General features: G+C 54.6%; 28 protein-coding genes and 1 pseudogene. 6 read left to right on the forward strand and 23 right to left on the reverse strand.

The window, feature by feature from the left end:
• Positions 1 to 52 precede the first annotated feature (52 nt).
• From hemA to I5192_RS18900, 13 genes are all read right to left on the reverse strand, one after another.
• Entirely contained in the window at positions 53 to 1,276 is a 1,224-nt protein-coding gene (hemA, locus tag I5192_RS18840) for a 5-aminolevulinate synthase (RefSeq protein WP_223118340.1), read from the reverse strand.
• A gap of 1 nt (position 1,277) precedes the next feature.
• Positions 1,278 to 1,712 (reverse strand): DUF302 domain-containing protein, encoded by a 435-nt coding sequence (locus tag I5192_RS18845; RefSeq protein WP_223118342.1) that lies wholly within the window; start codon positions 1,710 to 1,712, stop codon positions 1,278 to 1,280.
• Between the two features lie 80 nt (positions 1,713 to 1,792).
• A complete protein-coding gene (locus I5192_RS18850) occupies positions 1,793 to 3,055 on the reverse strand; it encodes an NAD(P)/FAD-dependent oxidoreductase (RefSeq protein ID WP_223118343.1) in 1,263 nt (420 codons plus the stop codon).
• A gap of 24 nt (positions 3,056 to 3,079) precedes the next feature.
• The gene (locus tag I5192_RS18855; RefSeq protein WP_223118406.1) at positions 3,080 to 3,751 is read right to left on the reverse strand and encodes a c-type cytochrome; all 672 of its coding nucleotides are present in this window, start codon (positions 3,749 to 3,751) and stop codon (positions 3,080 to 3,082) included.
• Between the two features lie 38 nt (positions 3,752 to 3,789).
• The gene (locus tag I5192_RS18860; RefSeq protein ID WP_223118345.1) at positions 3,790 to 5,115 is read right to left on the reverse strand and encodes a c-type cytochrome; all 1,326 of its coding nucleotides are present in this window, start codon (positions 5,113 to 5,115) and stop codon (positions 3,790 to 3,792) included.
• On the reverse strand, positions 5,099 to 6,361 hold the full coding sequence (gene soxC / locus I5192_RS18865) for a sulfite dehydrogenase (protein ID WP_223118346.1): 1,263 nt from the start codon (positions 6,359 to 6,361) through the stop codon (positions 5,099 to 5,101). Before soxC ends, I5192_RS18860 begins: the two co-directional genes overlap by 17 nt.
• Before the next feature lie 24 nt (positions 6,362 to 6,385).
• On the reverse strand, positions 6,386 to 8,083 hold the full coding sequence (gene soxB, locus I5192_RS18870) for a thiosulfohydrolase SoxB (RefSeq protein ID WP_223118347.1): 1,698 nt from the start codon (positions 8,081 to 8,083) through the stop codon (positions 6,386 to 6,388).
• A gap of 88 nt (positions 8,084 to 8,171) precedes the next feature.
• Complete coding sequence (gene soxA, locus I5192_RS18875; protein WP_223118348.1) at positions 8,172 to 9,017, reverse strand: sulfur oxidation c-type cytochrome SoxA; 846 nt, start codon at positions 9,015 to 9,017, stop codon at positions 8,172 to 8,174.
• Positions 9,018 to 9,087: 70 nt separating this feature from the next.
• Positions 9,088 to 9,417 carry a thiosulfate oxidation carrier complex protein SoxZ gene (gene soxZ, locus I5192_RS18880; RefSeq protein ID WP_170380046.1) on the reverse strand — a complete coding sequence of 110 codons (330 nt, stop codon included), beginning with the start codon at positions 9,415 to 9,417 and terminating at the stop codon, positions 9,088 to 9,090.
• Between the two features lie 36 nt (positions 9,418 to 9,453).
• Positions 9,454 to 9,870 carry a thiosulfate oxidation carrier protein SoxY gene (gene soxY / locus I5192_RS18885; protein ID WP_058275041.1) on the reverse strand — a complete coding sequence of 139 codons (417 nt, stop codon included), beginning with the start codon at positions 9,868 to 9,870 and terminating at the stop codon, positions 9,454 to 9,456.
• 46 nt (positions 9,871 to 9,916) lie between these two features.
• The gene (soxX, locus tag I5192_RS18890) at positions 9,917 to 10,393 is read right to left on the reverse strand and encodes a sulfur oxidation c-type cytochrome SoxX (RefSeq protein ID WP_171181851.1); all 477 of its coding nucleotides are present in this window, start codon (positions 10,391 to 10,393) and stop codon (positions 9,917 to 9,919) included.
• 131 nt (positions 10,394 to 10,524) lie between these two features.
• Entirely contained in the window at positions 10,525 to 11,103 is a 579-nt protein-coding gene (locus I5192_RS18895) for a thioredoxin family protein (RefSeq protein ID WP_223118349.1), read from the reverse strand.
• 14 nt (positions 11,104 to 11,117) lie between these two features.
• Positions 11,118 to 11,858: a cytochrome c biogenesis CcdA family protein gene (locus I5192_RS18900; RefSeq protein ID WP_223118350.1), complete on the reverse strand. Its 741-nt coding sequence runs from the start codon at positions 11,856 to 11,858 to the stop codon at positions 11,118 to 11,120.
• Between the two features lie 80 nt (positions 11,859 to 11,938).
• Between I5192_RS18900 and I5192_RS18905 the strand changes: the two genes are divergently transcribed.
• The 3 genes from I5192_RS18905 to I5192_RS18915 all read left to right on the forward strand — a co-directional run bounded on the left by I5192_RS18905 (position 11,939) and on the right by I5192_RS18915 (position 13,825).
• On the forward strand, positions 11,939 to 12,313 hold the full coding sequence (locus tag I5192_RS18905) for a hypothetical protein (protein WP_223118351.1): 375 nt from the start codon (positions 11,939 to 11,941) through the stop codon (positions 12,311 to 12,313).
• Positions 12,314 to 12,413: 100 nt separating this feature from the next.
• Complete coding sequence (locus tag I5192_RS18910) at positions 12,414 to 12,722, forward strand: metalloregulator ArsR/SmtB family transcription factor (RefSeq protein ID WP_170514663.1); 309 nt, start codon at positions 12,414 to 12,416, stop codon at positions 12,720 to 12,722.
• A 41-nt stretch (positions 12,723 to 12,763) separates the two neighbouring features.
• Positions 12,764 to 13,825: a YeeE/YedE family protein gene (locus I5192_RS18915; protein WP_223118352.1), complete on the forward strand. Its 1,062-nt coding sequence runs from the start codon at positions 12,764 to 12,766 to the stop codon at positions 13,823 to 13,825.
• A 185-nt stretch (positions 13,826 to 14,010) separates the two neighbouring features.
• Here I5192_RS18915 and I5192_RS18920 read toward each other — a convergent pair whose 3' ends face one another.
• From I5192_RS18920 to I5192_RS18945, 6 genes are all read right to left on the reverse strand, one after another.
• Positions 14,011 to 15,729 (reverse strand): SulP family inorganic anion transporter, encoded by a 1,719-nt coding sequence (locus I5192_RS18920; protein WP_223118353.1) that lies wholly within the window; start codon positions 15,727 to 15,729, stop codon positions 14,011 to 14,013.
• Between the two features lie 12 nt (positions 15,730 to 15,741).
• Complete coding sequence (locus tag I5192_RS18925) at positions 15,742 to 16,080, reverse strand: TIGR01244 family sulfur transferase (protein WP_152460723.1); 339 nt, start codon at positions 16,078 to 16,080, stop codon at positions 15,742 to 15,744.
• Positions 16,081 to 16,099: 19 nt separating this feature from the next.
• Positions 16,100 to 16,981, reverse strand: a complete 882-nt coding sequence (locus tag I5192_RS18930) for an MBL fold metallo-hydrolase (RefSeq protein ID WP_152460724.1) — start codon at positions 16,979 to 16,981, stop codon at positions 16,100 to 16,102.
• Positions 16,982 to 17,018: 37 nt separating this feature from the next.
• Positions 17,019 to 17,447: a DUF6691 family protein gene (locus tag I5192_RS18935; protein ID WP_152460725.1), complete on the reverse strand. Its 429-nt coding sequence runs from the start codon at positions 17,445 to 17,447 to the stop codon at positions 17,019 to 17,021.
• A gap of 4 nt (positions 17,448 to 17,451) precedes the next feature.
• Positions 17,452 to 17,883, reverse strand: coding sequence for a YeeE/YedE family protein (locus tag I5192_RS18940; protein ID WP_152460726.1), 432 nt, complete (start codon positions 17,881 to 17,883; stop codon positions 17,452 to 17,454).
• 84 nt (positions 17,884 to 17,967) lie between these two features.
• Positions 17,968 to 18,639: a Crp/Fnr family transcriptional regulator gene (locus I5192_RS18945; RefSeq protein WP_152460727.1), complete on the reverse strand. Its 672-nt coding sequence runs from the start codon at positions 18,637 to 18,639 to the stop codon at positions 17,968 to 17,970.
• 384 nt (positions 18,640 to 19,023) lie between these two features.
• Here I5192_RS18945 and I5192_RS18950 point away from each other — a divergent pair, with 384 nt between their 5' ends.
• Entirely contained in the window at positions 19,024 to 20,043 is a 1,020-nt protein-coding gene (locus I5192_RS18950) for an IS110 family transposase (protein ID WP_223118354.1), read from the forward strand.
• 357 nt (positions 20,044 to 20,400) lie between these two features.
• On the opposite strand, the gene I5192_RS18955 is transcribed toward I5192_RS18950, so the two are convergent.
• On the reverse strand, positions 20,401 to 20,928 hold the full coding sequence (locus I5192_RS18955; RefSeq protein ID WP_152460729.1) for a hypothetical protein: 528 nt from the start codon (positions 20,926 to 20,928) through the stop codon (positions 20,401 to 20,403).
• Between the two features lie 105 nt (positions 20,929 to 21,033).
• Here I5192_RS18955 and I5192_RS18960 point away from each other — a divergent pair, with 105 nt between their 5' ends.
• Positions 21,034 to 21,594 (forward strand): Crp/Fnr family transcriptional regulator, encoded by a 561-nt coding sequence (locus I5192_RS18960; protein WP_223118355.1) that lies wholly within the window; start codon positions 21,034 to 21,036, stop codon positions 21,592 to 21,594.
• Positions 21,595 to 21,617: 23 nt separating this feature from the next.
• The gene (locus I5192_RS22790) at positions 21,618 to 21,773 is read left to right on the forward strand and encodes a hypothetical protein (protein ID WP_223118356.1); all 156 of its coding nucleotides are present in this window, start codon (positions 21,618 to 21,620) and stop codon (positions 21,771 to 21,773) included.
• Positions 21,774 to 21,806: 33 nt separating this feature from the next.
• On the opposite strand, the pseudogene I5192_RS22580 reads toward I5192_RS22790, so the two are convergent.
• From I5192_RS22580 to I5192_RS18975, 3 genes and pseudogenes are all read right to left on the reverse strand, one after another.
• A pseudogene (locus I5192_RS22580) lies at positions 21,807 to 21,911 on the reverse strand (IS6 family transposase); the annotation flags it as partial.
• Positions 21,912 to 22,054: 143 nt separating this feature from the next.
• Positions 22,055 to 24,277 carry a mechanosensitive ion channel family protein gene (locus I5192_RS18970; protein ID WP_223118357.1) on the reverse strand — a complete coding sequence of 741 codons (2,223 nt, stop codon included), beginning with the start codon at positions 24,275 to 24,277 and terminating at the stop codon, positions 22,055 to 22,057.
• Between the two features lie 130 nt (positions 24,278 to 24,407).
• Positions 24,408 to 26,141: an arylsulfatase gene (locus I5192_RS18975; protein WP_152460732.1), complete on the reverse strand. Its 1,734-nt coding sequence runs from the start codon at positions 26,139 to 26,141 to the stop codon at positions 24,408 to 24,410.
• Positions 26,142 to 26,296: the final 155 nt, after the last annotated feature.

The following is a 26,296-nucleotide window of genomic DNA, read 5'->3' on the forward strand; positions in this document are numbered from 1 at the left end:
AGACTCTCACTTGGTTGCTTGCGCGTCCTTGTCTTCGGTCAAGTTGTCATTGTCATTGAGCGGCCATTGGCCTGCGCGCCAATTGGCATTGCGTCCATAGCTCACCCAAGGCAGACACCAGTCGATCCACGTCGTCGGTGGAATGCACTGGGGAAGGTGTAATCCGTAGACGTTCCGTTCCCTTGGGGACGGTTGGATAGTTGATCGGCTGGATGTAAATTCCATAGTCACGCATCAGCACGTCAGAGATGAAGCGACACTTGACCGGATCGCCGACCATGACCGGAATTATGTGACTTGGGTTCGGTGTATGCGGAATGCCCAGACCGTCCAGCTTTTCTCGCACCTCGCGCACGCGCTGCTGGTGCAAATGTCGTTCCGAATTGCTTTGCTTCAGGTGCCGAACAGAAGCGGTAGCTCCTGCGGCCACGGCGGGAGGCAATGCAGTGGTGAAGATAAACCCGCTGGCGAAGGATCGCACAAAGTCGACAAGCTCTTTCGACGCGGCGATGTATCCGCCAACTACGCCGAATGCTTTGCCCAATGTCCCCTCGATGACGGTTAGCCTTTCCATCAGGCCTTCGCGTTCGGCAATGCCTCCGCCGCGCGGTCCATAAAGCCCTACGGCGTGAACCTCATCCAAATAGGTCATCGCGCTATAGCGATCGGCCAGATCACAGATTTCGGCAATTGGTGCAATATCGCCATCCATTGAATAGACGCTCTCAAACGCAATGAGCTTCGGTGCATTGGCAGGCAGTTCAGCAAGGTGCCTTTCAAGGTCGGCTAAATCATTGTGTTTCCAGATACGCTTTTGGCAACGACTGTGGCGAATTCCTTCGATCATCGAGGCATGGTTTAACTCGTCAGATAAGACTGTGATGCTCGGAATGCGAGACGCCAGAGTTCCCAGCGCGGCCCAGTTCGAAACGTAACCGGACGTAAACAGCAACGCAGCGTCCTTGCCATGCAAGTCAGCAAGCTCTTGCTCCAGCAAAACATGCTGGTGGGTCGTTCCAGAGATATTCCGCGTTCCTCCCGCTCCGGCACCAACCTCATCGATCACCTTGTGCATTGCTGCAATAACATTGGGGTGCTGACCCATCCCCAGATAATCATTTGAGCACCAAACAGTGACTTTCTCGGGGCCATTTTCCGCGTAGCTACGCGCTGTCGGGAACGCGCCACGCTGCCTTTCAAGATCCGCAAAGACCCGGTAGTTCCCTTCCTCCTTAAGCTGGTCGAGTTGACCACGAAAAAACTGCTGATAGTTCATTTCAGTTCCCAACGGCTTCTTCTACGATCCCGGACAACAGGGCCTGAACTTTTTGCATTGGTCCATCAGGATAGCTTCGGTATCCAACCATCACGCCACTGTCGTCTTCGGCCACAAATATCCCATAGGGGCAGAAGCCAATATTCATCGGGTCTGCTTCCATCACTTCACGCGAGATTTTTGCCGAGCAGAAGATGAAGATGTCTGCAGCTGCAAATATCTGTTTGTCGCTGCCGACGTCAGCGCCTGTTCGATTCAACATGTCGCCGACGTGGCTTACATAGTCGATGACCAGTCCCTGTCCCACGATCGCGGACTCGACGGCGAATGTTGCATCATCAAAACTGCCGTCGAAGGGGATAGTGATGATCTCCTCTGCAAGCCCTTGGCTCGCCAGAACAGTGGAAAACGCGGCTGCGGCAATAAAGTGTTTCATGGTTTTAGTCCTCCTCCTGAACCGCATTTTCTCAAATTGATCATCGGGGTCTTTGACACCGGTCAAAGCCCCCGATTGCCTCAACCAAACATGTCCGACGTGATACCGGCGTACCAACCCAGTGACTCTTCGTAGGTCGCTTTTCTCAAATCGGCATCTTCACCGGTTTGACTGATAAAGCCATCGACTTTCGCGATCTTTTCTGGCGTCGCCTCATAGGTTGCGCCAACCTTAACGCCATCATCGGTATCGATCAGCGACCAGCATGTGTTCGAGAACTTGGCCGGGAAGACTTTAGACCCGGTCAACGCACCTCGTACCGCATTCGCACATACTTTCGCCTGGCTGTTTGCCGAAAACCCGGATTTCGGCATGTCACCCTGCTGGCTGGCATCTCCAAGAACGTAAACGTCCGGATCGGCTTTGGAAGACATGTCCGCAGCGTTTACTGGTGCCCAGTTGCCGTCGGTTACTCCCGCCATTTCCGCAATGCGACCTGCTTTCATCGCTGGGATCACATTGCAGACATCGACTTTTGTCTCTTCACCGTCGATGGTCACCGTCATTGCATCCGGATTCACGGATACAATGCCACCGCCGAAATCTTCGCCGATCCAGTCGACCATTCCTTCGTAGTTGTTTCCCCAGCCTTCTTGGAACAAAGCCATTTTCGAGAATTTCGGCTTCGGATCGGCTACAATGATCTTTGCTGTTGGGTTGTTTGCCTTCAGGACGTGCGCCACCATCGAAACCCGTTCATACGGCCCGGGCGGGCAACGGTACGGGTTGGGAGGAGCGACCATCGCGAAGGTACCCCCTTCGGGCATCGCCATGATCTGCGCTTTCAAAAGCTCTGTTTGAGAACCAGCTTTGTAAGCATGCGGCATTATATTTTGGGCCGAGAGGTCCCAGCCCTCGACCGCACCATCAACAAAGTCGATACCCGGGCTCAGGATCAGCTTGTCATAAGGAACTGACCCGCCACCGGCCAAAGACACCGTCTTAGCGTCGCGGTCGACCCCAGTGGCCCAATCATGCACAACGTTTATACCGTAGTTCGCGGCAAGCGTGCCATAGCTGTGGGCGATGTCCGATAGCTCCTGAAAACCTCCCAAATAAAGGTTTGAGAAGAAACAGGTGTAGTAGGTTCGAGACGGCTCGATCAGCGTCACGTCAATCTCACCTTTGCTGTCCTTCGCTATGTAACGCGCGGCAGTCGCACCGCCCGCACCGCCGCCGACAACCACTACACGGGGCTTGCCTTGAGCCAGCACCATCGGAGCAGATAGCCCAGCGGCCACTACCCCGGCAGCTCCAAGAAATACTCGTCTATTGAGTGTCATCGCGTTTCCTCCCCTTAGACACTGTCACTCTGGATTATTGAAGTATGCGGCCAATGCCGCGATTTCGTCATTGCTCAGCCGCCCGGCGATCATTTGCATGACCGGATGTGGCCGCTGTTTGTCCTTGTAAGCGTGCATGGCGACCACAAAGTCCTCGTCAGGCCAATACACAATCGAAGGAATGCCCTCATCGCCTCCCTCAATCTGATGACATGTTGTACATTCGCTGCTGAGATATGCGCCGTACTCAGGATCTCCCTGTATCGCCAGGATCGCAGGATCGATCGAATGATCCGTGCCTTTCGCGGTTGGATCCGCTTCCGGGATATCACGGGGATTGTCTGAAAAACCCCGCAAATACGCGATCACGTTGGCTCGGTCTTCCGGGTCTTTCAATCCGCGAAAACTCATCCTCGTGCCTGACGCAAATGCACGTGGGTTTTCGATGTAGGCGGACAGAGTGTCAGCATGCCATTCCAGACCCGAATTACCCGCGCGCACAAGACTCTTGGAATATTTGAACCCCTCGAGACCTGCAGCTTTCCGACCAAAAACACCGTTTAGATGCGGACCTATTTTCTTCTCCGCTCCTTCGCCAACCTGATGGCAGCCTTTGCATTTGGCGAACACTTTTTTCCCAGCTTCGGCGTCGCCGAGGTCTCCGGTGGCGTGGGTGGATGGGGCGAAAGCAACCATGACCGCCGCGCACTTCAAAATGTTCGACCAGCGCATGATCAGCTTCCGAACGACTTGAGGTAAACGATCACGGCTTCAATGTCGTCTGGTTTCTTGAGCCCAGCAAAGGACATGCGTGTACCCTTCATGTAGTCCTTGGGCTTTGCCAGAAAGGCCGCCATTTCTTCTTCGGTCCAAACAAGACCAGCTTCGGCAGCCGTTTTCATAGCTTTGGAGTATTTGAATCCTTCAACCGACCCTGCGTTGGCCCCAATAACCCCGTTCAGCGCCGGCCCCGTACTGTCCTTTGCACCGTCACCAACCTGATGGCAGGATTTACATTTCTTGAAGACCTTCTCACCGGCTGCGAACAGTTCCGTAGTCTGGTCAGCCTCATCGGTTTCTTGAACAGCCGGTGTTGCGGCGGCTTCTTCCTCGGGCTTTGGCGCTGCGGTCGGAATGAACGAAGGCCCCTCCGCCGTGAACGTCGGCAACTCGTCCGCGCTGGCTTCGTTCATGACCGAATTCGAACCGCCTTCTGGTGGCGTCTCAACCAGAAAGACAGAGCGCATAGTAACAGCGGCCTCTGTTTTGCAGTTCTCCATACAGGGCTCTTCTCGCCATTCTGCGTACTCAGTCTCAGGTCGCGTATCGACGACAAATCCATCCTTGTTGTACATCTCGAATTCGGCGAAGTTTTCATTGCTGAGAACGAAATCGTCATCCACCAGGTCATTGGAATAAAGGATATAGGCGACTATTGCGTAGGTCTCATCCGCCGTAAGCGTACCCGCTTCGCCAAATGGCATTGAGCGGGAGATGTAGTCCCAGGCGGTTGACAAATGCGGCCAATAAGATCCTACTGTTTTCACAGGATCCTCGTCGGCAAGCGTGTCGAAACCACCGGCCAGAACGGGCCAATTGTCGGCGCCTTCGGCAAACTCGCCGTGACAGGACGCACACCGGTCGACAAACACTTCTTCTCCAGTCCAGACATCGCCTGATCCAACCGGCAAGCCACGCCCGTCGGGCAAGATGTCAACGTCCCAGGCGGCGATCTCTTCCTCCAATGCAGGACGTCCAAGCCCAATAGTACCGTCGCGACTGGGCGCCGGTGCAGTTAGGTTCGCACCATTTGCAACCCGTTCCGCGGCGGCCGCTTGGATTTCTTCGACTTTTGTCTCGAGTTCAGCTGCTCGACTGGCCTCCGCTTGCGCGTTTTCCAGAGCTGATGCTGCATGCGCTTCAACCTGACCTATCCGGGTTTCCAAAGTGTCTATCTTCGACTGGCCGTAGTTCCGATTGGCAAACACCAACGCTGCCGCAAGCACCAAGGCTGTGCCACCAAATACGGGCAGGAAAACATGACTAAGAGACTTCGACATTCTCAGCGATCCCTTCTGCGCTCACGTACCAAGTTTGGATACAGTTGTTGTGGTAGACCGCGTTTTCTCCGCGCTTTTCGCGTAGCTGGTCTTTGGTTGGCTGCACATAGCCGGTCTCGTCTATCGCCCGGGCCTGTAACAACAATGGTGCTCCGTCCCAGTTCGTGTCGAGATAGAAGCGCGTCAAAGCCTTGCTGTCGCCCTGCTTGCCAAGACGCGCTGTCTCCCAGGTAATCCCACCGTCCTTGGACACATCGACCCGCGTAATTTGCCCGTGGCCTGACCAGGCAAGCCCGGAAATGACCAATGGTCCCGGTCCGTGTTTGATGGGCATTTGCGGGCTGGGTGAAGTAATGACGGACTTTGCATCCATCACCCACGTCCATTTCTGGGCTGTGCCATCGGCGTAGACATCAGTGTATTTTGATGTTTCTTCGCGGCTTTCGACCGCCACATCGACGACCTCAATGCGGCGCAGCCACTTGACCCACATGTTGCCTTCCCAACCAGGAACAACCAGTCGCACCGGATATCCATGCTCCATGCGCAGCGCTTCACCATTTGCCTTGAAAGCCACCAAAACGTCATCGAGTGCTTTTTCCATCGGGATGGAGCGGCCATTTGATGACGCGTCTGCGCCTTCAACATAGACCCATTTGTCTGGTGAGATATCAGCGCCTGCTTCCTGCAACAGCGTGCGCAGAGGAATACCGGTGTATTCCATGTTATGAATCATGCCGTGCGTAAATTGGACGCCATTGAGTTGAGCACCAGCCCACTCCATACCGGTGTTCGCCGCACATTCGCAGAAATACACATGGTTTTCGCGCGGGAAACGCTCAATGTCTTCATAAGTAAACACAAGCGGGCGATCGACCAGCCCGTTGATCATCAGGCGATAATCCTCCTTGCGCAGCTCGATCGCACCTGAATGGTGACGCTCAAAAGCGCATCCTTGCGGAGTGATAGTGCCATCAAGCGCATGGATCGGTGTAAAGTTGATCGACGAAATTGGAGAAGCGGTCAGCCATTCCACGTTGCGCCGAACGACATGAGATTCGAAGCTGATCGGCATGCCATAAGGTGACTCGTCAACACCGGCACCTGTGTAAGACGCCCAATCCTGAAGCTCTGTTATCAGTGGGTCGGGCGTGTCTGCCGCTGCCGCACCCGCAACTGATCCTGCGGCGACCGCAGCGCTGCCTTTCAGGAAGGCCCTGCGGGACGGTTTGAACGCGTCATCCATAACTCTTAGGTCTCCATCTGTTTCTTAAGCACCGACAACATCGACACTGGTGTTCTCTTGCACTGTGACGGTGCCAAGGTTGCGAATGTGGTTTTCGACGACATCCCAGATCGGCGGACCTTCAGTGTCTTCGTTGACACTGGCCCAACCAGCCACGACGTAGGTCTTCGATGGATCAATCGCTTCACCCGTTTTGAGCAGCGTCAATTCGCTGATCCGCTGCCCTTGTGGTTTGGTCACATCGATGCGGTAGCCAAGCCCACCGACCCGGACCATATCGCCGCCCTGCTGGTAATAGGGATCGGGATTGAACAGGTTGTCACCGACATCCTCGAGGATCACATGGATGAATTCGCCTGTCATTTCTGTGCGATAGGCGTTGGGATACGACATCGATGTGACGTTCCAGATGTCCTCGCGCGTGATATCTTGTCCCGGTAGGATTGATGGCCCCCAACGGACGCCAGGCGACATCGCGATGTCTGCCTCACGCTCATTGATCAGGGCATCGCAAATCAGGTCATCCCAAGTGCCGTTAAAGTTGCCGCGGCGGTAGAGCAATGAATCCGTTTTGCCAATCACCTCACTCAGCGCAGCCTCGTACGGCGCGCGCTGATCATTTATCAGAGCGGTGATCGCAGGATCAGGAGCGATGACGTCAGAGAAGATCGGGATCAGCTTGTGCTTGAGCCCCATCATCTGCCCGTCCCTCACGTCGAGATCGACGCGGCTGACGAATTTTCCGTTCGAGCCAGACGCGATGATATGCGTTTTACCGACCAGAACCGGCTCGGGAAGTGCGTCATGGGTGTGACCGCTGAGGATCACGTCGATCCCTTGCACCCGACCTGCCATCTTCTTGTCCACGTCAAAGCCGTTGTGGCTGAGGACAACAACGACATCAGAGCCGGCATCGCGAACCTCGTCGACCACGGCCTGCATGTTTTCATCGCGGATACCGAACGAATATTCTGGGAACATCCAGCCTGGGTTCGCGATTGGCATGTAAGGAAACGCTTGCCCAATAACAGCAACCTTTGCACCGCCCCGATCAAAGAACTTATAGGGCTGGAACAATTCTGCAGGTTCGTCCCACTCGGCATCAAAGATGTTTTGACCCAAGGCCGCAAAGGGCAAACCTTCGACGATTTCGTTAACTCTGTCGCTGCCCAACGTGAACTCCCAATGGAAGGTCATAGCATCGGGATTCAGTGCGTTCATGACATTGACCATGTCCTGACCGGCCGTCTGATAGCAGGTGTAAGAACCGTGCCAAGTGTCGCCCCCGTCCAATAGAAGCGCATCGGGGCGGTCAGCACGAATGGCGTTAATGACAGTTGAAACTCGGTCCAATCCACCAACCCGACCGTAGGTCTTGGCCAGCGCAGAGAAATCATTGTAGGTCAGCGCATAGGCCGATGGGCTTCCATCTTCGATCCCGTATACCTTGCGGAAAGCCGCCCCTGTGACATGCGGCATCTGACCTCGTGCATCGCCAATTCCAAGGTTTATCTCGGGTTCGCGGAAATAGATCGGTTTGAGTTGCGCGTGAATATCGGTGACATGTATCAGGCTGATATTTCCGAAGGTCTCGAACTCCAACAATTGATCCTGCGTTAGGCTTTGCTGCGCGGCAAGTCTGGCCCAGTTGCCGAATCCGGACGCCCCGTACAAAGCCGATGCAGCCATTGAAACCTGCAAGAAGTCACGTCGAGAAATCATCTATCAGCTTTCCTGTTTCACATATAAATGTGTGAATGTTATTTTCCCGAAAAAACCCGCGCAGGACACTGTCCACGCGGGTCGTTCACTATTGCCGTACTGCAGGAGTTTCGACTGAAAGCCCGTTGCCGCGTGAGGCCACGTAGAGCTCAAGCGCGCGAAACTCGTCCGATCCTTCGGCAAAAGTTTCTGCCCGCGTATCGCGAATACAGCCGCGGAAACGGTTGTGGCGCGAAATCAGCTTGGCCTGTTTCAGACGATAAGTCGGGAACCCGTTGATCATACCCTGGCTCAGGTGGTCGGCACGGATCATGTTGCCCCAGTTGTCTTCATGACAATTGGCACAGCTAAGCTCCAGCTGACCATAGCGAGTATAGTACATCTCTTTGCCCTGCTCCCAATACGGGGCGGCATCGCCATCAATCGCGACATTCATTGGCATGCCGCGTGACTGCAGACCGATCAAAGCGACCATGCCCTGCATATCACCCCCGGACCATTTCCAGGCATCGGCTTCCATGCGGTCCGTACGGCACTTGTTGATCAGATCTTCCATGACGACCAGCTTACCTGTTTCGGCATCCACCTTCGGCATGGACGCCTGCAATCCTTTGAAGCTTTCCACCCCATCATGACATGAGGCACAGCTCTCGCCCGCGTCACCATCGACGGTCTCGAAGAGATCGGCGGCCTGATCGACGAAGATCATTGCAGGGTTGTCGAAGTCATCAATTTGAAGCGCTTGCGTTTCATCCGTGCGAAAATGCCAACCCGAGTAGATCGTGTCCAAATTTTCCAGATGTGCCGGAGCTTCAGTGACCGAGGTCATGTCCAGCTCATCATTGATCGTGAGATTGTCTTCGTCCGGTCCAGCCATCGCTGCAGCCGGGAAAACCAGAATTGCCGCGATCGCCGTAAGTGCCTTGGTATTCATTGCGTTCCTCCCTTGGTGGATCAGCGCCAACTCCTCCTACCAGCGCTGATCTGCCTTAGTGGTCGAGCCGTCAGGCGATCTCGATCGTTTTCTTCTCATCGTAGACAGAGCCGTCATCATCGTACCAGGTGAAGACAAACTCACCGGCCTCGGGCACAGTCGCTTCGAACTGGAAGTACGGGTTGGTCGAAATCGCCGGCTCCATCGTCACATCCACCACCATTTCTCCATTAAACTCGCAGGTGAAACGGTTGATGATCGAACGCGGGATGACGTTGCCTTCTTTATCCTTACGCTGGCCGCTTTCCATTTTGTGGCTGATCAATGTCTTGATCGTAACGGTTTCGCCAGCAGCGGCTGTCTTTGGAACCTTGACGCGGGGTTTTACACCGGAAGCCATTGGTTAATCTCCTGTTCTTCGAGGCGCGCGTGGCGATCAGCCGCCGCAGCCGCCGATTGTCACTTTTACGGTCGCAGACGCTTTGGCGAAGCTACCATCTGCCATCTTCGCCACGGCAATGACGTCCTGCGTTCCGGCAAGACGGATGCGGGTTGATGCGGCTTGTTCAGCCGCCAACGGACCGAAATTGAATGTTGCAACGCCAGGTTCAGGGTTGCCTGCAGCCACGATTAGAATTGCAGCTGCGCCCGGAGCACTGACTTCGATTGGTACAGTATTGCCGTTTTCTGCGATTTCCGGTGCAGTCAATGTAACACCGCCGTCAGCCACATCTGCGCCGCCTGTAAATGCCGCGATGGCATCTTCAGCAGCTGCATTTGCCCGAAGCGGCATAATTGTCAGGAACGCGGCACCCAGCCCTAGGGCCAGTGTCTCGCGGCGAGAGAGTTCCATTTTCAATCTCCTTTGAAACTTCGAAAATTCACGCCTAAAAGCGCGACTATTCCTCTTTCAGGGTCGCAAGAAACGCGACCACGTCCTCGATTTCTTGTGCTGTCAGGATCGACGTCAAAGGCGCGGTTGGGGCTTTTCCGGTATAGGCGTCGCCCGGGCGGATATATCCGTCATCCTTGTAGAACGCAGGCATCACCGTGCCTTCGAACGTCATCTTTGCATTTGCGACCAATCCGCGAAGTTCCGCTTCGGTCCAACGATCACCGGCGCCATCCAGCATCGGACCAACTTCGCCATGGAACGGGATGTCGGCCAAAGCCGAAACCGCGTGGCACGCAACGCAGTTGCCTTTTGACTTGTCGCCAACGATAAGCGCGCCATTAGCCGCGTCGCCAGCAGCACCGGTCAACGAAGCCTCAATGGCACCATAGTCATCGTAGGTTACGTCTTGCGGGTCTGTTTCTGCCGCAAATGCGGCAACGCCTGTCATTGCGCAGACCAATGTTAAGAGTCTCAGCTTCATGATCCCTCCCATTTGCTAACGCGCCGGCGGCGCCTTGCGACCCAAAGCCTTTGTGTACCGTAGTCGACGAGTACCGGTTGTCGCAACATTAAATTCATCATAGTGAATTTTTTTATTCGTAACAGCGACACTCAGTCCTGTGAAACATTGTTTCGCTCCTGAATGCGACGGGCATGATACCGTTGGAAATCTTCACCATTATCAAGTTCGTATCGTTTCTCGTCGACCCAGGTGAAAAGGTCCAAGGTCGTTCCCTTGGAGAAAGCTCCCGGCATCACAGCGACCGCAGCGTTAATGGCTGTGGCATCCTCTGGCACCTCTTCCGGCAGAAAAACAAGTGTAGGGGTAAACAGAATCCCCCATTTGCGCATCAGTGCTCTTTGCTCATCCTCTTCCCCATCAAAGTCGGTGGCCGTGGTGCTGCCATGCAAATCCAGTTGGACGACAAAGAAGTTCTCTTCGATGAACGCTGCGAGGTCAGGCTGGGGAAACACTTCATCGTGCATTTTTTTGCAGTAGATACAGCCCTGCTGTTCAATAAATAACACCAACCGCTTACCTTCGCTTGAGGCCTCTTCAAGATCCTCTCGGAGGTCTTTGAACGTGTCGCGCATCCACGGTGTTTTATGCAAACCGTCGTCGCCCAGCTCAGCGGCGGAAACTGCCCCGCCGATCAGGCATGCGATCAATACTAACAAAACTCGTTTCATGTCTTCCTCCCGAATTAACCAATGGCTGCAAGCCAAGGCATATGGTCGAGCATCCATTGTGCGATGTGATTGATGGAGTTGGTTGCGATGAGGATGCCGAAGAGCACCAGAAAGCCACCCATGGCCTTTTCGATGAGGGGCAAGTGCTTTCTGAACCTTGCCATCCATTGCATGAAGGGGCGGACCAGGAAGGCCGCCAGAACAAACGGTGCGGTCATTCCAACCCCATAGACGAATAGAAGCGCAGCTCCACGCCAAGCCGTTTCGGTTCCGGCCGCTGTAAACAAGATCGCAGCGAGAACAGGCCCGACGCAAGGTGTCCAGCCAAAAGCAAATGCCAAGCCCAGAACGTAAGCCCCAATCAGGCTAACGCTTGATGTCTCACCGACGTCCGCACGAAATTGGCGATACAGGAACCCGATGCGAATGAACCCCAGGAAATGCAACCCCATCGCAATGATGATGGCCGCTGCAATCCAGCGCAGTATATCGAAATACTCTCGTACCAGCTGCCCGAAGATCGAAGCCGTCGCACCCAGTGCCATGAAGATCGTTATGATTCCAGCTGCAAATGCCATTGCAGAAAGCATTGCCTTGCGACGAACGCCGGCGGAAAGTGTTGACCCCGAAGAGATTTGATCAATCCCGACGCCCGCGAGATAACTAAGATAAAAAGGGACGATAGGTAGGATGCAGGGCGACAGGAACGACAGTAACCCCGCGACCAAAGCTCCTGCAAATGTAATGTCGAGCATGGTCAAACCCGTCCCGGTGCGCTATTATTCACACATTCAAAATAATAAAAATATGTCGCTGCGGTCAATCGGAGCTTGAGATGCGTCACCTACTTCTGCTTTTGCTTGCGATCACGTTGCTTGTTTCTCCTGTGGTTTTACGGGCAGAAATGACGCTTTTGATGGCCGAGGAAGATGGGTGTATGTGGTGCGCACGTTGGGACGCCGAAATCTCGGAGATTTACCCCAAGACACCAGAAGGACATGCCGCTCCACTTCAGCGCATCGATCTCCACGCGGCTATGCCTGACGGCGTCGCATTGGAGCGCCCTCTCTACTACTCGCCAACCTTTGTTCTGTTGGACAATGGCCAAGAGGTCGGCCGGATCGAAGGCTATCCCGGCGAAGATTTTTTCTGGGGGTTGCTGGGCGTTTTGCTGCGTGACGCGGGGATATCGATTGAGACCTCTGGATAATCTGCGGCGCATTACATAAACTGTTATGAATGCGTGAAGCCAAGAAAGCGAGGCAATCTTGTTGGACAAACCATCGAAACTGCCAGTGTTCACAAAGGACATGTGCGCAGAAGACCTGGACAGAATGATGGAGAATGCTCAGACGGCGTCGAGTTTCCTCAAGGCAATTAGCCATGAAGGGCGCCTTATGATCTTATGCTACCTGTCCTCGGGTGAAAAATCTGTCACGCAGATGGAAGAAATGCTCTCGGCACGCCAGGCCGCCGTTTCTCAGCAACTGTCCCGCTTACGCTTTGAGGGCTTGGTCAAAACACGACGCGAGGGGAAAACGATCTACTACAGATTGGCGGATGATCGATCGACACAGATCCTGGAAGTCGTTTACGATCTATTCTGCAGGGAGAAGTAGAAGCCGCCAAAATACCCGCCAGCTTTGGGAGGAGACTGGCAATGTTTGAAGCATTGGGAGACGCCAACACCGTCGCCCTGATCGGTTTGATCGGTGGTATTGTGTTGGGCTTGGCCGCACGCATTGGCCGTTTTTGCACGTTGGGTGCAATCGAGGACTACCTTTACGCAGATGATGACCGGCGGCTGCGCATGTGGGCAATTGCGATCGGCGTAGCAATTGTCGGCAGCCACTCAGCCATGGCTTTAGGGTGGCTGGACCCTGTTGGAACAAGGTATCTTGCACAGACCTGGAACCCACTTGGGTCGATCGTGGGTGGTCTCATGTTCGGTTACGGAATGGCCATCAGCGGAAACTGTGGCTATGGCGCGCTGGCAAGGCTTGGAGGCGGCGACCTTCGATCATTCGTCATCGTTTTGATTATGGGTCTGTCTGCTTACGTTGTCATGTCCGGGCCCCTTGCATATTTGCGCGTTTGGGTCTTCCCCGAGGAAATGGATCTTGAAGGCCCCCAGAGCATTAGCTTCCTTGCCGAACAACTGACCTCTATCCCAGCTTGGCTCATTGGCGCGGTCATCGGCGTTGCATTGGTGATTTTCGCCTTGGCAAACCAGCGTTTCCGCCGAACTCCCGCACAGGTGTTCTGGGGATCTGTAGTTGGACTGGCGATCGTATCTGGGTGGCTCGGCACAAATTGGGTGGCGACGCACGGTTTCGATGGTGAGCCAGTTCAAACCCATACCTTCGCTGCACCCCTTGGCGACACAATATTCTACCTTATGACAGCCTCCGGAAACACTTTGTCCTTTGCGGTCGGATCAGTCTCCGGCGTCCTCATTGGTGCATTTTTGGGGTCCTGGTCCAAAGGTCATTTCCGATGGGAAGCATGCGAGGATCCACGTGAACTAAAGCGTCAAATGCTCGGTGCGGCGATTATGGGGCCAGGTGCGATCATCGCGGTCGGTTGCAGCGTCGGACAAGGTATATCTGCCTTCTCACTTTTGGCCTACAGCGCGCCTGTAACATTCGCTGCCATCTTCGCCGGTGCGGCGCTTGGCTTGAAACAACTCGTGTCCGGACTGTCCTTCACAACTGAGCATTGAGGTCGCAGTTCAAACAAGTCTTCACGTGTGGAGGACGATTTAGGTGGTTCTCTTTTGATCAGAATCCGATCGCCTTTGATGGCGCACGTGGGCTCGTGGCGTTCATTCAACAAATGAGCTCATACGTTCGCTATGCGAACCAAAGCGCTCGTTCAGGTTACTTTAAAAAACCAAACTGATCTTGGTCACTCGCTCGCTTTTGCAATGAGCATTGTCCACGCATCGTATTGGGACAAGAAAACCCTGCCGTTCAGACCGTCGACAATATGAGATCGTTTGAGTCTGTCCATAACAGGACCCTTAACTTCGGACAGATGCAGGCCAACGCCAAGCTCTTTAAGGCGGTGATTGATTGCCTCGAGAGTTTCCAGCGCTGAGTAGTCCACTTCGTTAACGGCAGAGAACATCAAAACAACATGTTTGACCTTCGTCCGCTCGGCAAGGCGACTGAAGATCAGTTCTTCCAGAAAGCCGGCGTTTACAAAGTAAAGGCTCTCGTCGATGCGCAACGTCAACACCGTAGGTGCGGTTTCAACATCGTGGCGCAGGACATTTCGAAAGTGCTCTGTCCCGGGCACACGGCCCACTTCCGCAACATGCGGTCGAGACGTCTTGTACAAATGCAAAAGTATTGAAATAGCCACTCCAGACGCGACGCCGACTTCGACACCCAGCCCGAGCGTCAACAAAACTGTTGCAGATACCGCGATGAAGTCTGCACGGGAATAGTCCCATGTTCTGCGCAATATTGAAAAATCCACAAGGCTCAGAACTGCCACAATGATTGTGGCGGCCAACGTAGCGTTTGGCAGGAAGTACACCAATGGTGTCAACGCCAAGGCGGCGATCGCGAGGCCAAGCGCAGTATAGGCGCCAGCAGCAGGAGTTTCAGCGCCGGCATCGAAATTGACGACTGATCGCGCAAATCCCCCCGTGACCGGGTAGCCTCCTGTGAACGCTGCGCCGATATTGGCTGCGCCCAGTCCAATGAGTTCCTGGTCCGGATCGATCCGTTGACGTTTCTTGGCAGCCAAAGTTTGCGCGACTGAGACTGACTCGACAAAGCCAATCACTGAAATCAGAATCGCCTGAACCAACAGCGCTGCAAGCAAATCGGGCGCAAATCCTGGCAAAGTAAGCGGCGGCAGGCTTTGCGGGACTTCCCCAACGATTTCCACACCCATTTCGACAAGATCCAATGCCCAAACCGCAACCGTAGTAGCAACTACGGCGGCAACAGGTCCCGCCTTCGTTAGAATATCGGCAAGCGCCACCGGAGCACCCAGCCTCAATAATTCGGGTTTTAACCATCGGCGGGCCCAAAAAAGGAAGGCCGTCGCACTGAGGCCGATAACGAGCGTAACCCAATTCACCTCATGCAAATGCGCAGCAATCGATGCGAGGATCTCGAGCAATGTATGTCCGCGAGCATTCACACCCAAAATGTGCTTAAGTTGGCTCGCGGCGATCAAGATCCCAGATGCAGTGATAAACCCCGCAATCACCGGGTGGCTCAAAAAATTAGCCAGGAAGCCCAGCCGCAAGAACCCCAAAAGCAACAGGAAACTGCCAGAAAGAAATGCGAGGGTCAGTGCCGCAATCGCGTAGCCTGCCGTGCCTTGTTCAGCAACCTGACCGACCGCTGACGCTGTTAGCAGTGAGACAACGGCAACCGGGCCAACGGCTAACGCGCGACTGGTTCCAAATATTGCGTAAAGAAGAATTGGCGCGATGGACGCGTACAGCCCCGCTTCTGGAGGCAATCCAGCCAGGAGCGCATAGGCCAGGGATTGAGGTATCAGCATGATGGTGACGATCACCGCCGCCATTAGATCGTTAGAAAGCTCTGCCCGTCCATAGCTGCGAGCCCAACTCAGAACCGGAAGATATTGCGCCGCCCGCATCCTTACTCCCCGCTACGCCGCGGTACGTCGTCGTGCGTGCCACAACGTTGCAGCGCGCTGACCGCTTCGGCAGTAGCCAAGGGCAGGCTCGGGTAGCTCTGCCAACGCCTTAGAAAAAGCAATGTGGTTCGATTCTGTTGCGCCGGAGGGTTTGACCGGCACATAGCGAGCTTGAAGACCTTGCGCCTTGGCGCATTCTTGGATCTTGCCAAAGGTAGGCTGCCCCTTTTCTTCGCCGTCAGGGCGCACACAGATTAGAGAGCGAAATCCGAGCGTTTTGACTTCCGCCAAGTCATCGGTCTCCAATTGACCGCAAGTACTGAAGTTGTCGGAAATTTGGGTGATTTCCATTGCTCTTATCCTTTCAAAATCAGAGTTTGTTGACCGGAACCTTGAGCATGGGGTTGCCGTCCACGTCCGTAGGCACCTCACCCGCACGCATATTTACCTGAAGTGATGGGATGATCAGCTTCGGCATTGCCAGCTGAGCATCTCGTTCTTTGCGGAACTTGACGAACTCTTCTTTTGATTTGCCACCACCAACGTGGATATTGTGGGCTTTCTCATCACCGACAGTTGTTTCCCAGGCGATTTCTCGCCCGTTTGGTCCGTAGTCATGACACATGAAAAGTCGTGTTTCGTCCGGCAAGCTCAGGACTTTTTGAATGCTATCGTAAAGCGTTGCTGCATCGCCGCCAGGAAAATCTGCGCGCGCTGATCCCCCATCCGGCATGAACAAAGTATCGCCCACAAAAGCCGCATCCCCTGCAACATGTACCATGCAAGCCGGCGTATGTCCGGGAGTGTACATTGTGAACACCTGCATATTGCCAACCATGTACGTATCGCCGTCTTCGAAAAGCTGATCGAACTGGCTGCCATCACGCTGGAACTCGGTACCTTCATTGAAGACCCTCCCAAACGTGTCCTGCACGATCATGATTTTTGAACCAATGCCGATCTTTCCCCCAAGCTTTTCTTGGATATACGGCGCTGCACTTAAATGATCGGCGTGAACATGGGTCTCAATGATCCATTCCAAATTCAGATCTTGGCTTACGATCTGGTGGACGAGCTCGTCTGCGTGATCGTAAGTGATGCGCCCCGCCGCGTAGTCAATGTCCATTACGCTATCGACAATGGCACATGAGTTCGAGGTTGGATCCTTCACAATATAGCTGATGGTGTTCGTCGCCTCATCGAAGAAGGCCTGAACGTCCGGCTTGATGTTCATGTTTACGGGATACGTCATCTGATTGTACTCTTGGGAGGTTGAGGGAAGTCGGAGACTACGCCGCCGACCGAACAGGACGCGGGAAAAGGAGCCTGCGCAGTACAAACCCGGCAAGAACTGCAACCAGAAAGAGAGCGACTTCCCAACGCCCGGTGCCAAGTGCAGGTATAGCAGCGCCGGGGCAGAAGCCTGCAATTCCCCAACCGATGCCGAAGAGAGCCGAACCACCAACCAGTCGCTTGTCTACGGCCGTCGCGCTTGGGATCTGAAAACGACCGCCAAAGAGCGGCGTTGTTTGCCGCCAGGCAAGTCTGTAGCCGAAGAAAGTGACCAGGAGCGCACCGCCCATAACAAAGGCGAGGCTAGGATCCCACGTCCCGGCAATATCGAAGAAATTCAAAACTTTGGCCGGATCCATCATGCCCGACATAGCGATACCAACACCAAAGATCAGGCCAGTAAACAAAGCAAAGACAAGTTTCATTGCATTACACTCCAAAGACATGACGGATCAGGAAGACTGTGACTGCAGCTGTGACCATGAAGGTCGGCACTGCCACCAAAGAGCGAACAGACAGCCGAGATAGTCCACAAACACCATGCCCTGAAGTGCAGCCAGACCCGAGACTGGCGCCCAGGCCGACGATCACACCGCCGATCACGATCATAGTCGGACTGACAGGTACCGTGAGTTCAGGCATTGCACCGGTCGCAGCATAGATCAGACCCGGTGCGAGCATCATTCCCGCAACCAAGGCTGTTCGCCAGGCGAATTCCTCGCGGTTTTCTGGGAATGCCAAACCGGACAAAATGCCCGTCGCACCCATGATGCGTCCCAGTCCGAGCATCAAAAGCACGGATCCAAGTCCAATTGCGAGCCCGCCTCCAAATGAGGCGATCGGCGTAAACGCGGTTTCCATCAGGCGTCTCCGGTTGTTCGTGTTGCAAACTGATTACCCACCGGTACCTTGCTCTTCAGTGACAATGTCACCTAACGCAAAAACTCATGCGCTGTCCGCCAAACGCTCCAATTGAGGTTTGTTTTGGAGGGTGATCCGCCCTCTCGTCTGACGGATAAGTCCGCGCTTTTGAAAATCGTTCAGTATGCGTGAAACGACCTCACGCGCTGTCCCTAACTCGTTTGCCAAAGCCTGATGCGTCGCCTGGATTTCGGAGTGACCTTCTCCCAGCGCCAAAAGGCGCTCTGCCAGTCGAACGTCCATTCTGCCAAAGGCGACATCGTCGACCACGCGCAGAAGATCAATCAACCGTCGAGAATAGGCCGAGAAAACGAAACCGCGAAAACTGTCTTCTTCAGCAGCCAGCCGATCAAATGAAGTTTTAGGTAATGTGATAGCCGTAACGTCGGTCTCGGCAATTCCCTCAGCATTATAAGCTTCCTCGGACAGCATGCAGGCGGTGGTCAGCACGCAGCTCTCTCCAGCCTCAACGCGATACAGCACGATTTCTCGCCCGGCATCAGAGCTTTGGGAAACGCGTATGCGGCCGGCATGCAAAAACATCAGACTGTCCGGGATATTGTCGGGTCCAAAAATTTGCTGGCCCTGCTTGTATGAAACCACGCGTGCTTCAAGTAGAAGCTTATCCCTGACCCGCCGAGGTAGGTTCCTCGTGCCAAGAAAGCTTTCGGTCCAATCTCCGACAGTTGTCTTCAATTTATGTCCTATGCCCTGTGCGTACGTTTCACTGGTTCCATGCAAAGATGCGGTGGCACGCGATCTGGATCAATGGCTCTCTTTGCTTTTCAGACTAGCTAGATCCGAGCGTCGCCCGACATTGGCCAGCCCGACTGGCTATTAACGCAGGCCTCAGCTCTTTGGCCGCTTCAGGCTCTTCGCGGCCATCGGCACCCACACAAAATCTGAACTGCAGGAGACCTGGAGCGATATCGTTGACAGCCCTTTCCGGACCTACACCCCATAGTCTCCATGCTGCGGCGCGGCCCGTCGAACCCGATGGGGTGGATAGCTCCTGCTCCAACCGGCGTCGCAATGCGCCATACTGCAGTTGTGTATCACTGCTAGGAAAGGAGCTACCCAATGCAAGTTACAACAGTCGGCATCGATCTGGCCAAACATGTTTTTCAAGTCCATGGGATTACTGCGGATGGCACCGTCGTTTTCAATCGAGCGATCCGGCGCGCCCAACTTGTCGCCTTCTTTGATGAACTCGAGCCATGTTTGGTGGGGATGGAAGCATGCGGGTCCAGTCATCATTGGGCACGAGAACTCTCAAAGCTGGGCCATGATGTTCGGCTGATCCCGGCCAACTACGTGAAGCCTTATGTGAAACGCGGCAAATCTGACGCGGTTGATGCTGAGGCGGTTTGCGAGGCAGTGACGCGCCCAACAATGCGGTTTGTAGCGCCGAAATCGGAAGCGCAGCAAGCGGTCCTATTTCTCCATCGTGCTCGCGATCTGATAGTCCGCCAACGGACACAGCTCAGCAATATGTTACGCAGCCTGCTGGTCGAGTTTGGCATTATCATAGCGCAGGGTACAGGAAGTGCCGTGAAGTATGCCAAGAGCCTTCTGGATGGTGACAAACCAGACCTGCCTGAAATTGCGATGGATGTTCTCAAGCAGCTGAGTCATCAACTCGTTGCCATGCATCTCCGCCTCCGTTGGTACGAGGTGCGCATGCGCCTGCATTCGAAACTGGACAAGCGCGTGATGTTGCTGCGCACGATCCCAGGAATTGGACCCGTGACAGCATCGGCAATTGTTGCAACCGTCGGTGACGCGAAGCAGTTCAAGAACGGCAGACAGTTTGCAGCCTGGCTTGGCCTGACGCCGCTCAACCGATCCAGTGGTGGTAAGGAACGATTGGGGCGGATCACGAAGATGGGCGACCGATATATCCGGCGCCTCTTGGTGACCGGTATGACGGCGCGATTGCGGCAAATGAAGGTGAACCCCGACCGTGTCGATCCATGGGCCATAGACCTGCTCGCCCGCAAGCCTCCCCGTTTGGCGACAATCGCCATGGCCAATAAGACAGCGCGGATCGTCTGGGCTGTGCTGACCAAGAGCGAATACTACCGTCCCCACCCGATCTAAGAGAACAAGAAGGGAATACTCGAGACAGCAAGACCCTTGAAATGATGGAGAACAGTCAGCCCGCCAGCCAAGACACCCCGTCGAACGGCAAGGACACTAGTTGTCCGCAATACCCGTATGGGACTTGGTCGCGGAAACCATCAAGGCCAGCAGCCGCGTGTGCTGCACAAACAGGCCGGACACACGTCTGCTTCTGACCAGTGCGAAATTACTTTCAAAAAATGTCTTGCTATGCGGGAGCTATCTACACATGCCGTTCCCTGCGAGCGCAAAATCAAAGGCTGCCTGAATTCGCAAAATGCGGGACGAAGTTCGAATTCGCCACACAAGTACTAATGAATGCTTTTGGTTGTCGTATTAGTGATGTGGATCTTCGCCCAGTGCGATCTGTAAGTGGTGTGCCTGATGGTGGGCGCCGATAGTCATGACGCCGAAGAATCCGAGGCCGAGGGCGCGGGCAAATTCCTGATCTGTATCGACTTCGATCCGCATCGTTGCTCCGTTCGCCGAGGGTTCAGCAGTCACCGCCCATCCGGTTGCCATTTCCAGCATGGGCGAATGCGCCAGCGCCATGCGTTCTACAGCATCGGCAACATGGCCCTCGCCGAAAGCGTGGAATTCGACGATCCGGCCCTCACTACTAGTACGCACATTCGCCTCTGTCGTGACCAGTTCCATATCCACGAGGTGATCGCGCAGCGCCTGAACATTGACTTTGCTCCAGTCGGTGCCGGGATCATCCGACAGAATTTGGACGATTTCAGCCAAGGCGGCAAATGCGGACTGACCCGTTTCAATGGGGCCACCTGAGCCATGATGAAAGTGTTGGGCTGTTGCAGGAACAGCCAAAAGCGCGACTGTGGCGCACAGGATTGATTTGATCATGAGACGTCCGTTGTTGCAGTTAGCATGCGAGATTTGCTACACCGCAAACAAAGAAACAAATATGATTGAAATCACATGTTGCCGCCTCCGTTCGATGTATTACACGTGAATTCTCTATCTAACCTGTGTTACGCCCAAGGTGGCCACGTGTTCCGGCAAGGCGACCCGACGAATGGTATTTTCTTCATCAAATCGGGCAACGTCTGCCTTACCCGAGTTACGGAATCTGGAAACGCTGTCACCATCCATAACGCCCAGCCTGGCGACATGTTTGCCGAAGCATCCATCTATTCGGATCACTACCACTGCGATGCGATTTGTTCCTGTTCATCCGAAGTTGTTCGGGTGTCGAAACGGGCCATTTTGTTGCGCCTAGAGGACGACAGCGCATTTTCGGAGGGGATAACCAAACGACTAGCAATGCAGGTGCAGGACTACCGCCAACTTTTGACGCTACATGCGGTGAAATCTGCAAATGAGCGAGTTTTGCTGGCAGTAGCGTTAGGCAAGCTAACCGGATCGGTCACACAGTTCGCCAGCCAGATCGGACTAACAAAGGAAGCCTGCTATCGGGCACTCAAAGACCTATCCGAACAGGGATTGCTCGTCAAAACTGGACGCGGGAGTTACGCACCCACGCCACGCGGTAACGATAGCCATCCTTAGTTATGTGGTGGATTGCGACCCGCTTGAATTTCCTGAACGCGCTCAGGCCAAGTGGACCTTATGTAGGCGAGAACATCCCAGATATCGTCATAGGTGAGGGCAGCCCCAAAGCCGGGCATGCCACTCGCAAAGCCGTCGACGCCACGCGCGGCCAACGCGGTTTTGTTGCAAAGATCTGAGGCCGTTGAGTTATTTCAGCAATCGCTTGTGCGTCATGTGGCGAGCTCAGCGAACTGCTGAAATGGGCAGAGTCCTGGTATGATTTGACCTTTGCGGATCATGTGCGCCACTTCTATTCCGTCGAGCGTTGCCGCCGCATAATCAATCCAACCAGATGCGCCAGATCCTCTCTTAACTCAGGCAGCCATCTGTCCCAAAATCCCTGACAACGGACAACCACCGCCAGCGCCGACAATTCTGCAATAATCACGCATAGCCAACGACGCTCTTTGCTCTGCTACTAAGCTTGTTGAGTCGCCCTAACGGCTGCCTTCCGCTCTCCAGTCAATTGCTCCGCTTCGTCCAGACCGGGGATCGCAACGCGCACTTCACGGCGGGCAAAGTCGATGCCGTTTTCCTTGAACGCGGCCTTGACCCGGTTGAAGATTTCCTTGCGCAGCGTGAACTGCTTGCCCGGTTTGGCCATGAACTTGCCCCGGATGATCATGCCCACATCGTCAAAGTCAAAGACGCCCTGAGACTTAAAGGGCTGCAGGAAGCCGTCCTTGTGGGTCTCGTCTTCCATCATCTCGGCACCGATCTTCTTGAAGATCTTCTTGACCTTGTTGGGGTCGGTGTCGAAGGGCACGGTGAATTTCAGCTTCATGATCACCCAGTCGCGACTGTAGTTGGTCAGCTTCTGGATCTCGCCATAGGGGATGGTGTGAACCGGTCCGCGATGGTGGCGCAGCTGCATCGAGCGGATCGAGATCTTTTCGACCGTTCCCGTGGTGCCGCCCACATCGACATATTCTCCGACGCGGAACGCATCATCGATCAGGAAGAAGATGCCGCCCACGATATCTGAGACCAGTTTCTGCGCGCCGAACCCGATGGCCAGACCCAGGATACCTGCACCAGCCAGCAGCGGTGTGATGTCCAGTCCCAGGGCCCCCAAAGCAAGCAGCACGAAGATCACAGAGATGGCAACCTGCGCGGTGACCCGCAGCAGCGGCAGAACCGTGGCCAGCCGCGAGCCACCTGCGCCACCGCCTTCGCCTGCCTCTTCATCCGGGCTTTGGTCCGCGGTCATCTCTTTCGCCAGACGACGGTTGATCCACAGCGAGACGAGCTCATTCAGGATATAGCCAATCGCGATGATGATGAAGAATTGAATCACCCGGCTGCCGTCTTCTTCACCGCCACCCGCAATTTCTTGCAGGTCCAGATTCCAGGCTTTGGCGATCATCAGGATCACCAGAATGCCCGCCAGCACCCGCCCAATGCGGATGTAGCTGCGTTTGGTCGATTTATAGGCTTGCTCGGCCACCGGACCTTCGCCCAGCATCGGGGGTTGCAGGTGACGCACCAGCCCTCGGATCAAGGTATCCAGCGCTGGCGCGATCAGCAGCCAGAACATGGTGGTGAAATGCGCGCCTTGCAGCAGGATGGCCCGGATCGCCGGATCGCGCTGTGCAGCCAGGAATTCAACCAGCAGCCAGATCACCGCAGACACACCAATCGCAAAGTAGGGGTAGTAGTGCGCAACTTCTTCATCGAACTTCGTATGATCAGGGTCGGTACCCAACATCATCTGCGACAGACCTTCGCGCGCGGTCCAGGCGATGACGCCGATATAGATGTGGATCGCGGCATTGAGCCAGAAGCCAATACGAGTCTCACCACCGGTGATGCCGTTCAACCGGTTGAAGTGCAGCAGGAACAAGGTAAAGCCAATCAGGATCAGCAGGCCGATCAAGTTGCGGTGCAGGTACTTCGCCCAGCGATCGTCGGTATTGACCAGGCGGTATTCTGGCTTGTTCGGGGCAAGAATAAACCGCGACGCCGCCGCACCCAGACGGGGAATCCAGATGAGGTAGAAGACAAACGGCGCGGCGTAAGTGACCTGCTCGGGCGTCAGAAGTCCGCGACCGATGGCTCGGATAACGACGTAAAAGACCACCAGGCCTGCGATCTCGTGGCAAAACCGGATGAACAGGTACCTTGCAGCGCCCCGTAAATCGTTTTCGTCCGCAGTGTCGGGCTTTGCGTGCCATTTGCGCGTTAGCAGGCCAAACAGTTTCTCGGCAATGAAGCCAACGACCAAAACGCTGATTATAAGGCCGATCAGGACGAGCGCGCCATTGCCACCGAACTTACCAATGAAGTTATCGACCGCATGTGCCTGTGCGCTGAAAATATTGGGAATAGTGACAACGACATGGGTCCAGGACGCCACCATTTCAGCCCAGATCTCATTGATCTCGGTAATGGGATCTTCGCGTTCTTCCGCCTCGGCGGCATTCTTTTCAGCAACCGCATCCAATCGTTCCAGCAGGATTGATCTGACCTGATCGTCCGACATACGTGCGACCAGACCATCAACCTGTTCAGGTGTTAGGCCTTCGGGAATGGTTACCGTTGCCGGTGCTTCCGATGAAGAGGTTGCCGCGACTTGCGCATGCAACGGCCCGACCAAAAGCAAGAAGCCAATCAGGGTAACACTAGAGAATAGCCGAAACATATGTCCCACTTTGCCTACGAGATGAGATTGAAAAACTGGCCACATCTGGTCAGGCTTGAACACCCCGAACCTGACCAGATCGACGATCTTTCGCCACAGAATTCAAACGACCTGGAAAGCTGCATGGGCTTCAATGTAAGCCACCACCTCGTTGGGCGTTGATTACAGTTTGCTCTAGCGGGTTGTAGCCTTCGGGCACCGGGACGAGATTGACCTCTTCGGCGTATTCATCAAAGAACGCCTGCATTTCTGCGACGAGGTCCGGCATCTCTGCAGCCAGGTTGTTGATCTCGGACGGATCGGCAATGGTATCATAGAGCTCCCATTCTCCTGTGCCTTTTGGCGGTGGATTTTGGGACAGCTTGTAGCGCCCTTTGAACACGGCACTGGAACCGGCCAATTCGTAGCCGACTGGATTGTCTTCATCACGGACCGTATCGAGCGCACCTGTCAGGACCGGTACCATACTAATCCCACTGGGTGGGTTGATCTCGCGACCCTGGTAGGTCGAACCTGGTGTCTCAACGCCTGCCAGCTCAAGCAGAGTTGGGACAATGTCCAGGACAAACGCGAAGCTTTCAACCTTCGTGCCTGCGGCAACCATTTCGGGGTAACGCACAATCAGCGGAACACGCAGGCCCCCTTCTGTCGAGAACGTTTTGTAATAACTGGCCGGTGTCGCTGCAGCTGCTGCCCAACTCGGACCGTAGTCCGCGTAGACACCTTGCTGTCCCATCGACGAAAAATCGCCTTGGTAATCCTCCATCCACACAGTGTCATAGTTGGCCTCATACCACTCTCGGTAGTCCGGTGAGAGCGTCAGTTGGTTGGGGTCAGGGCCGTTGTCAGACAAAAACAGGATGACAGTGTTGTCCAGTTCACCCTTTTCCTCGAGATATGCGAAAATCTCCCCAATGTTTTCGTCCATGTTGTCGAGCATACCTGCATAGGTCTGCATCCGGCGGGCATGGAAAGCCTGCTCTTCGCCGGACAGCGCGTCCCAATCCTCAAGCCGCCAAGGGTCGTAGCTGGTTTTGTCCATTGCCGCATCGAGCGCTACGTCCGGAGAAACAACGCCAAGTTCCACTTGGCGCTCCAGCCGTTTATCACGTAAATCGGCAAAACCACTGTCATAGACACCATCATATTTATCGATGTAGGGTTTTGGGGCCTGGTGGGGATAGTGCACCGCTTGATAGCCCACCCAAGCCAGAAAAGGCTTTCCATCATCTATGTTGCTGTCGATATAGTCGATAATGGTGTCGGTGTAGTGCTCTGTTGAAAAATAGTCTTCAGTGGGCAAAGACACGAGTTCGTTGTCTTCGTAGTAGTGAACGCGCTCGTAAAAAGGCGCATAGGGCTGCTCAACCCAATTGTCCGCCCCACTTTCGCCCAGCATAAAGGAACGATCAAATCCACGCGCATAGGCTATGGTATCCTCGTCATGCCCCAGATGCCATTTCCCGGCCATATAAGTGTGGTAGCCGGCATCGCGCAGCAACGTGGCAACCGTCACCACGCTGTCGTTGAGGTGTCCTTCATACCCCGGCTTACCAAATTGGTTATCGGCTTGGATCTCAAGCATGTTGCCCAGACCCGCCAGGTGGTTGTCTACACCACTAATGAGCATTGTACGTGTCGGTGAACAGGATGCACCAACGTGAAAATTGGTAAACAACATCCCCTGAGCTGCGAGTTGGTCAATATTCGGTGTCTCAATCTCGCTGCCAAAAGCACCAACGTCCGAGAAACCCATGTCGTCTGCGATCAGGATCAGGAAATTAGGGCGTGTATCTTCTTGCGCTGCCGCGGCAGAAAAACCAAGCGCCGCAAAAGCGGAAAACAGGGGGAAAATTCGTCTCATACCAAACTCACCATAATTGCCGTTTTAAGCGCACTTCTAGAAGCGCGACACAGCTTATCGTTGCGTATTAGAGCTGTCGTTGCGATAGCTTGCAGCCAAGGTTTCACTTTTCGGAACGAGCGTATAAACTTCTGAAATCGAGATTGCGGCCCCGG

This window comes from Ruegeria sp. SCSIO 43209 (genome assembly GCF_019904295.1).
Lineage (GTDB): Bacteria > Pseudomonadota > Alphaproteobacteria > Rhodobacterales > Rhodobacteraceae > Ruegeria.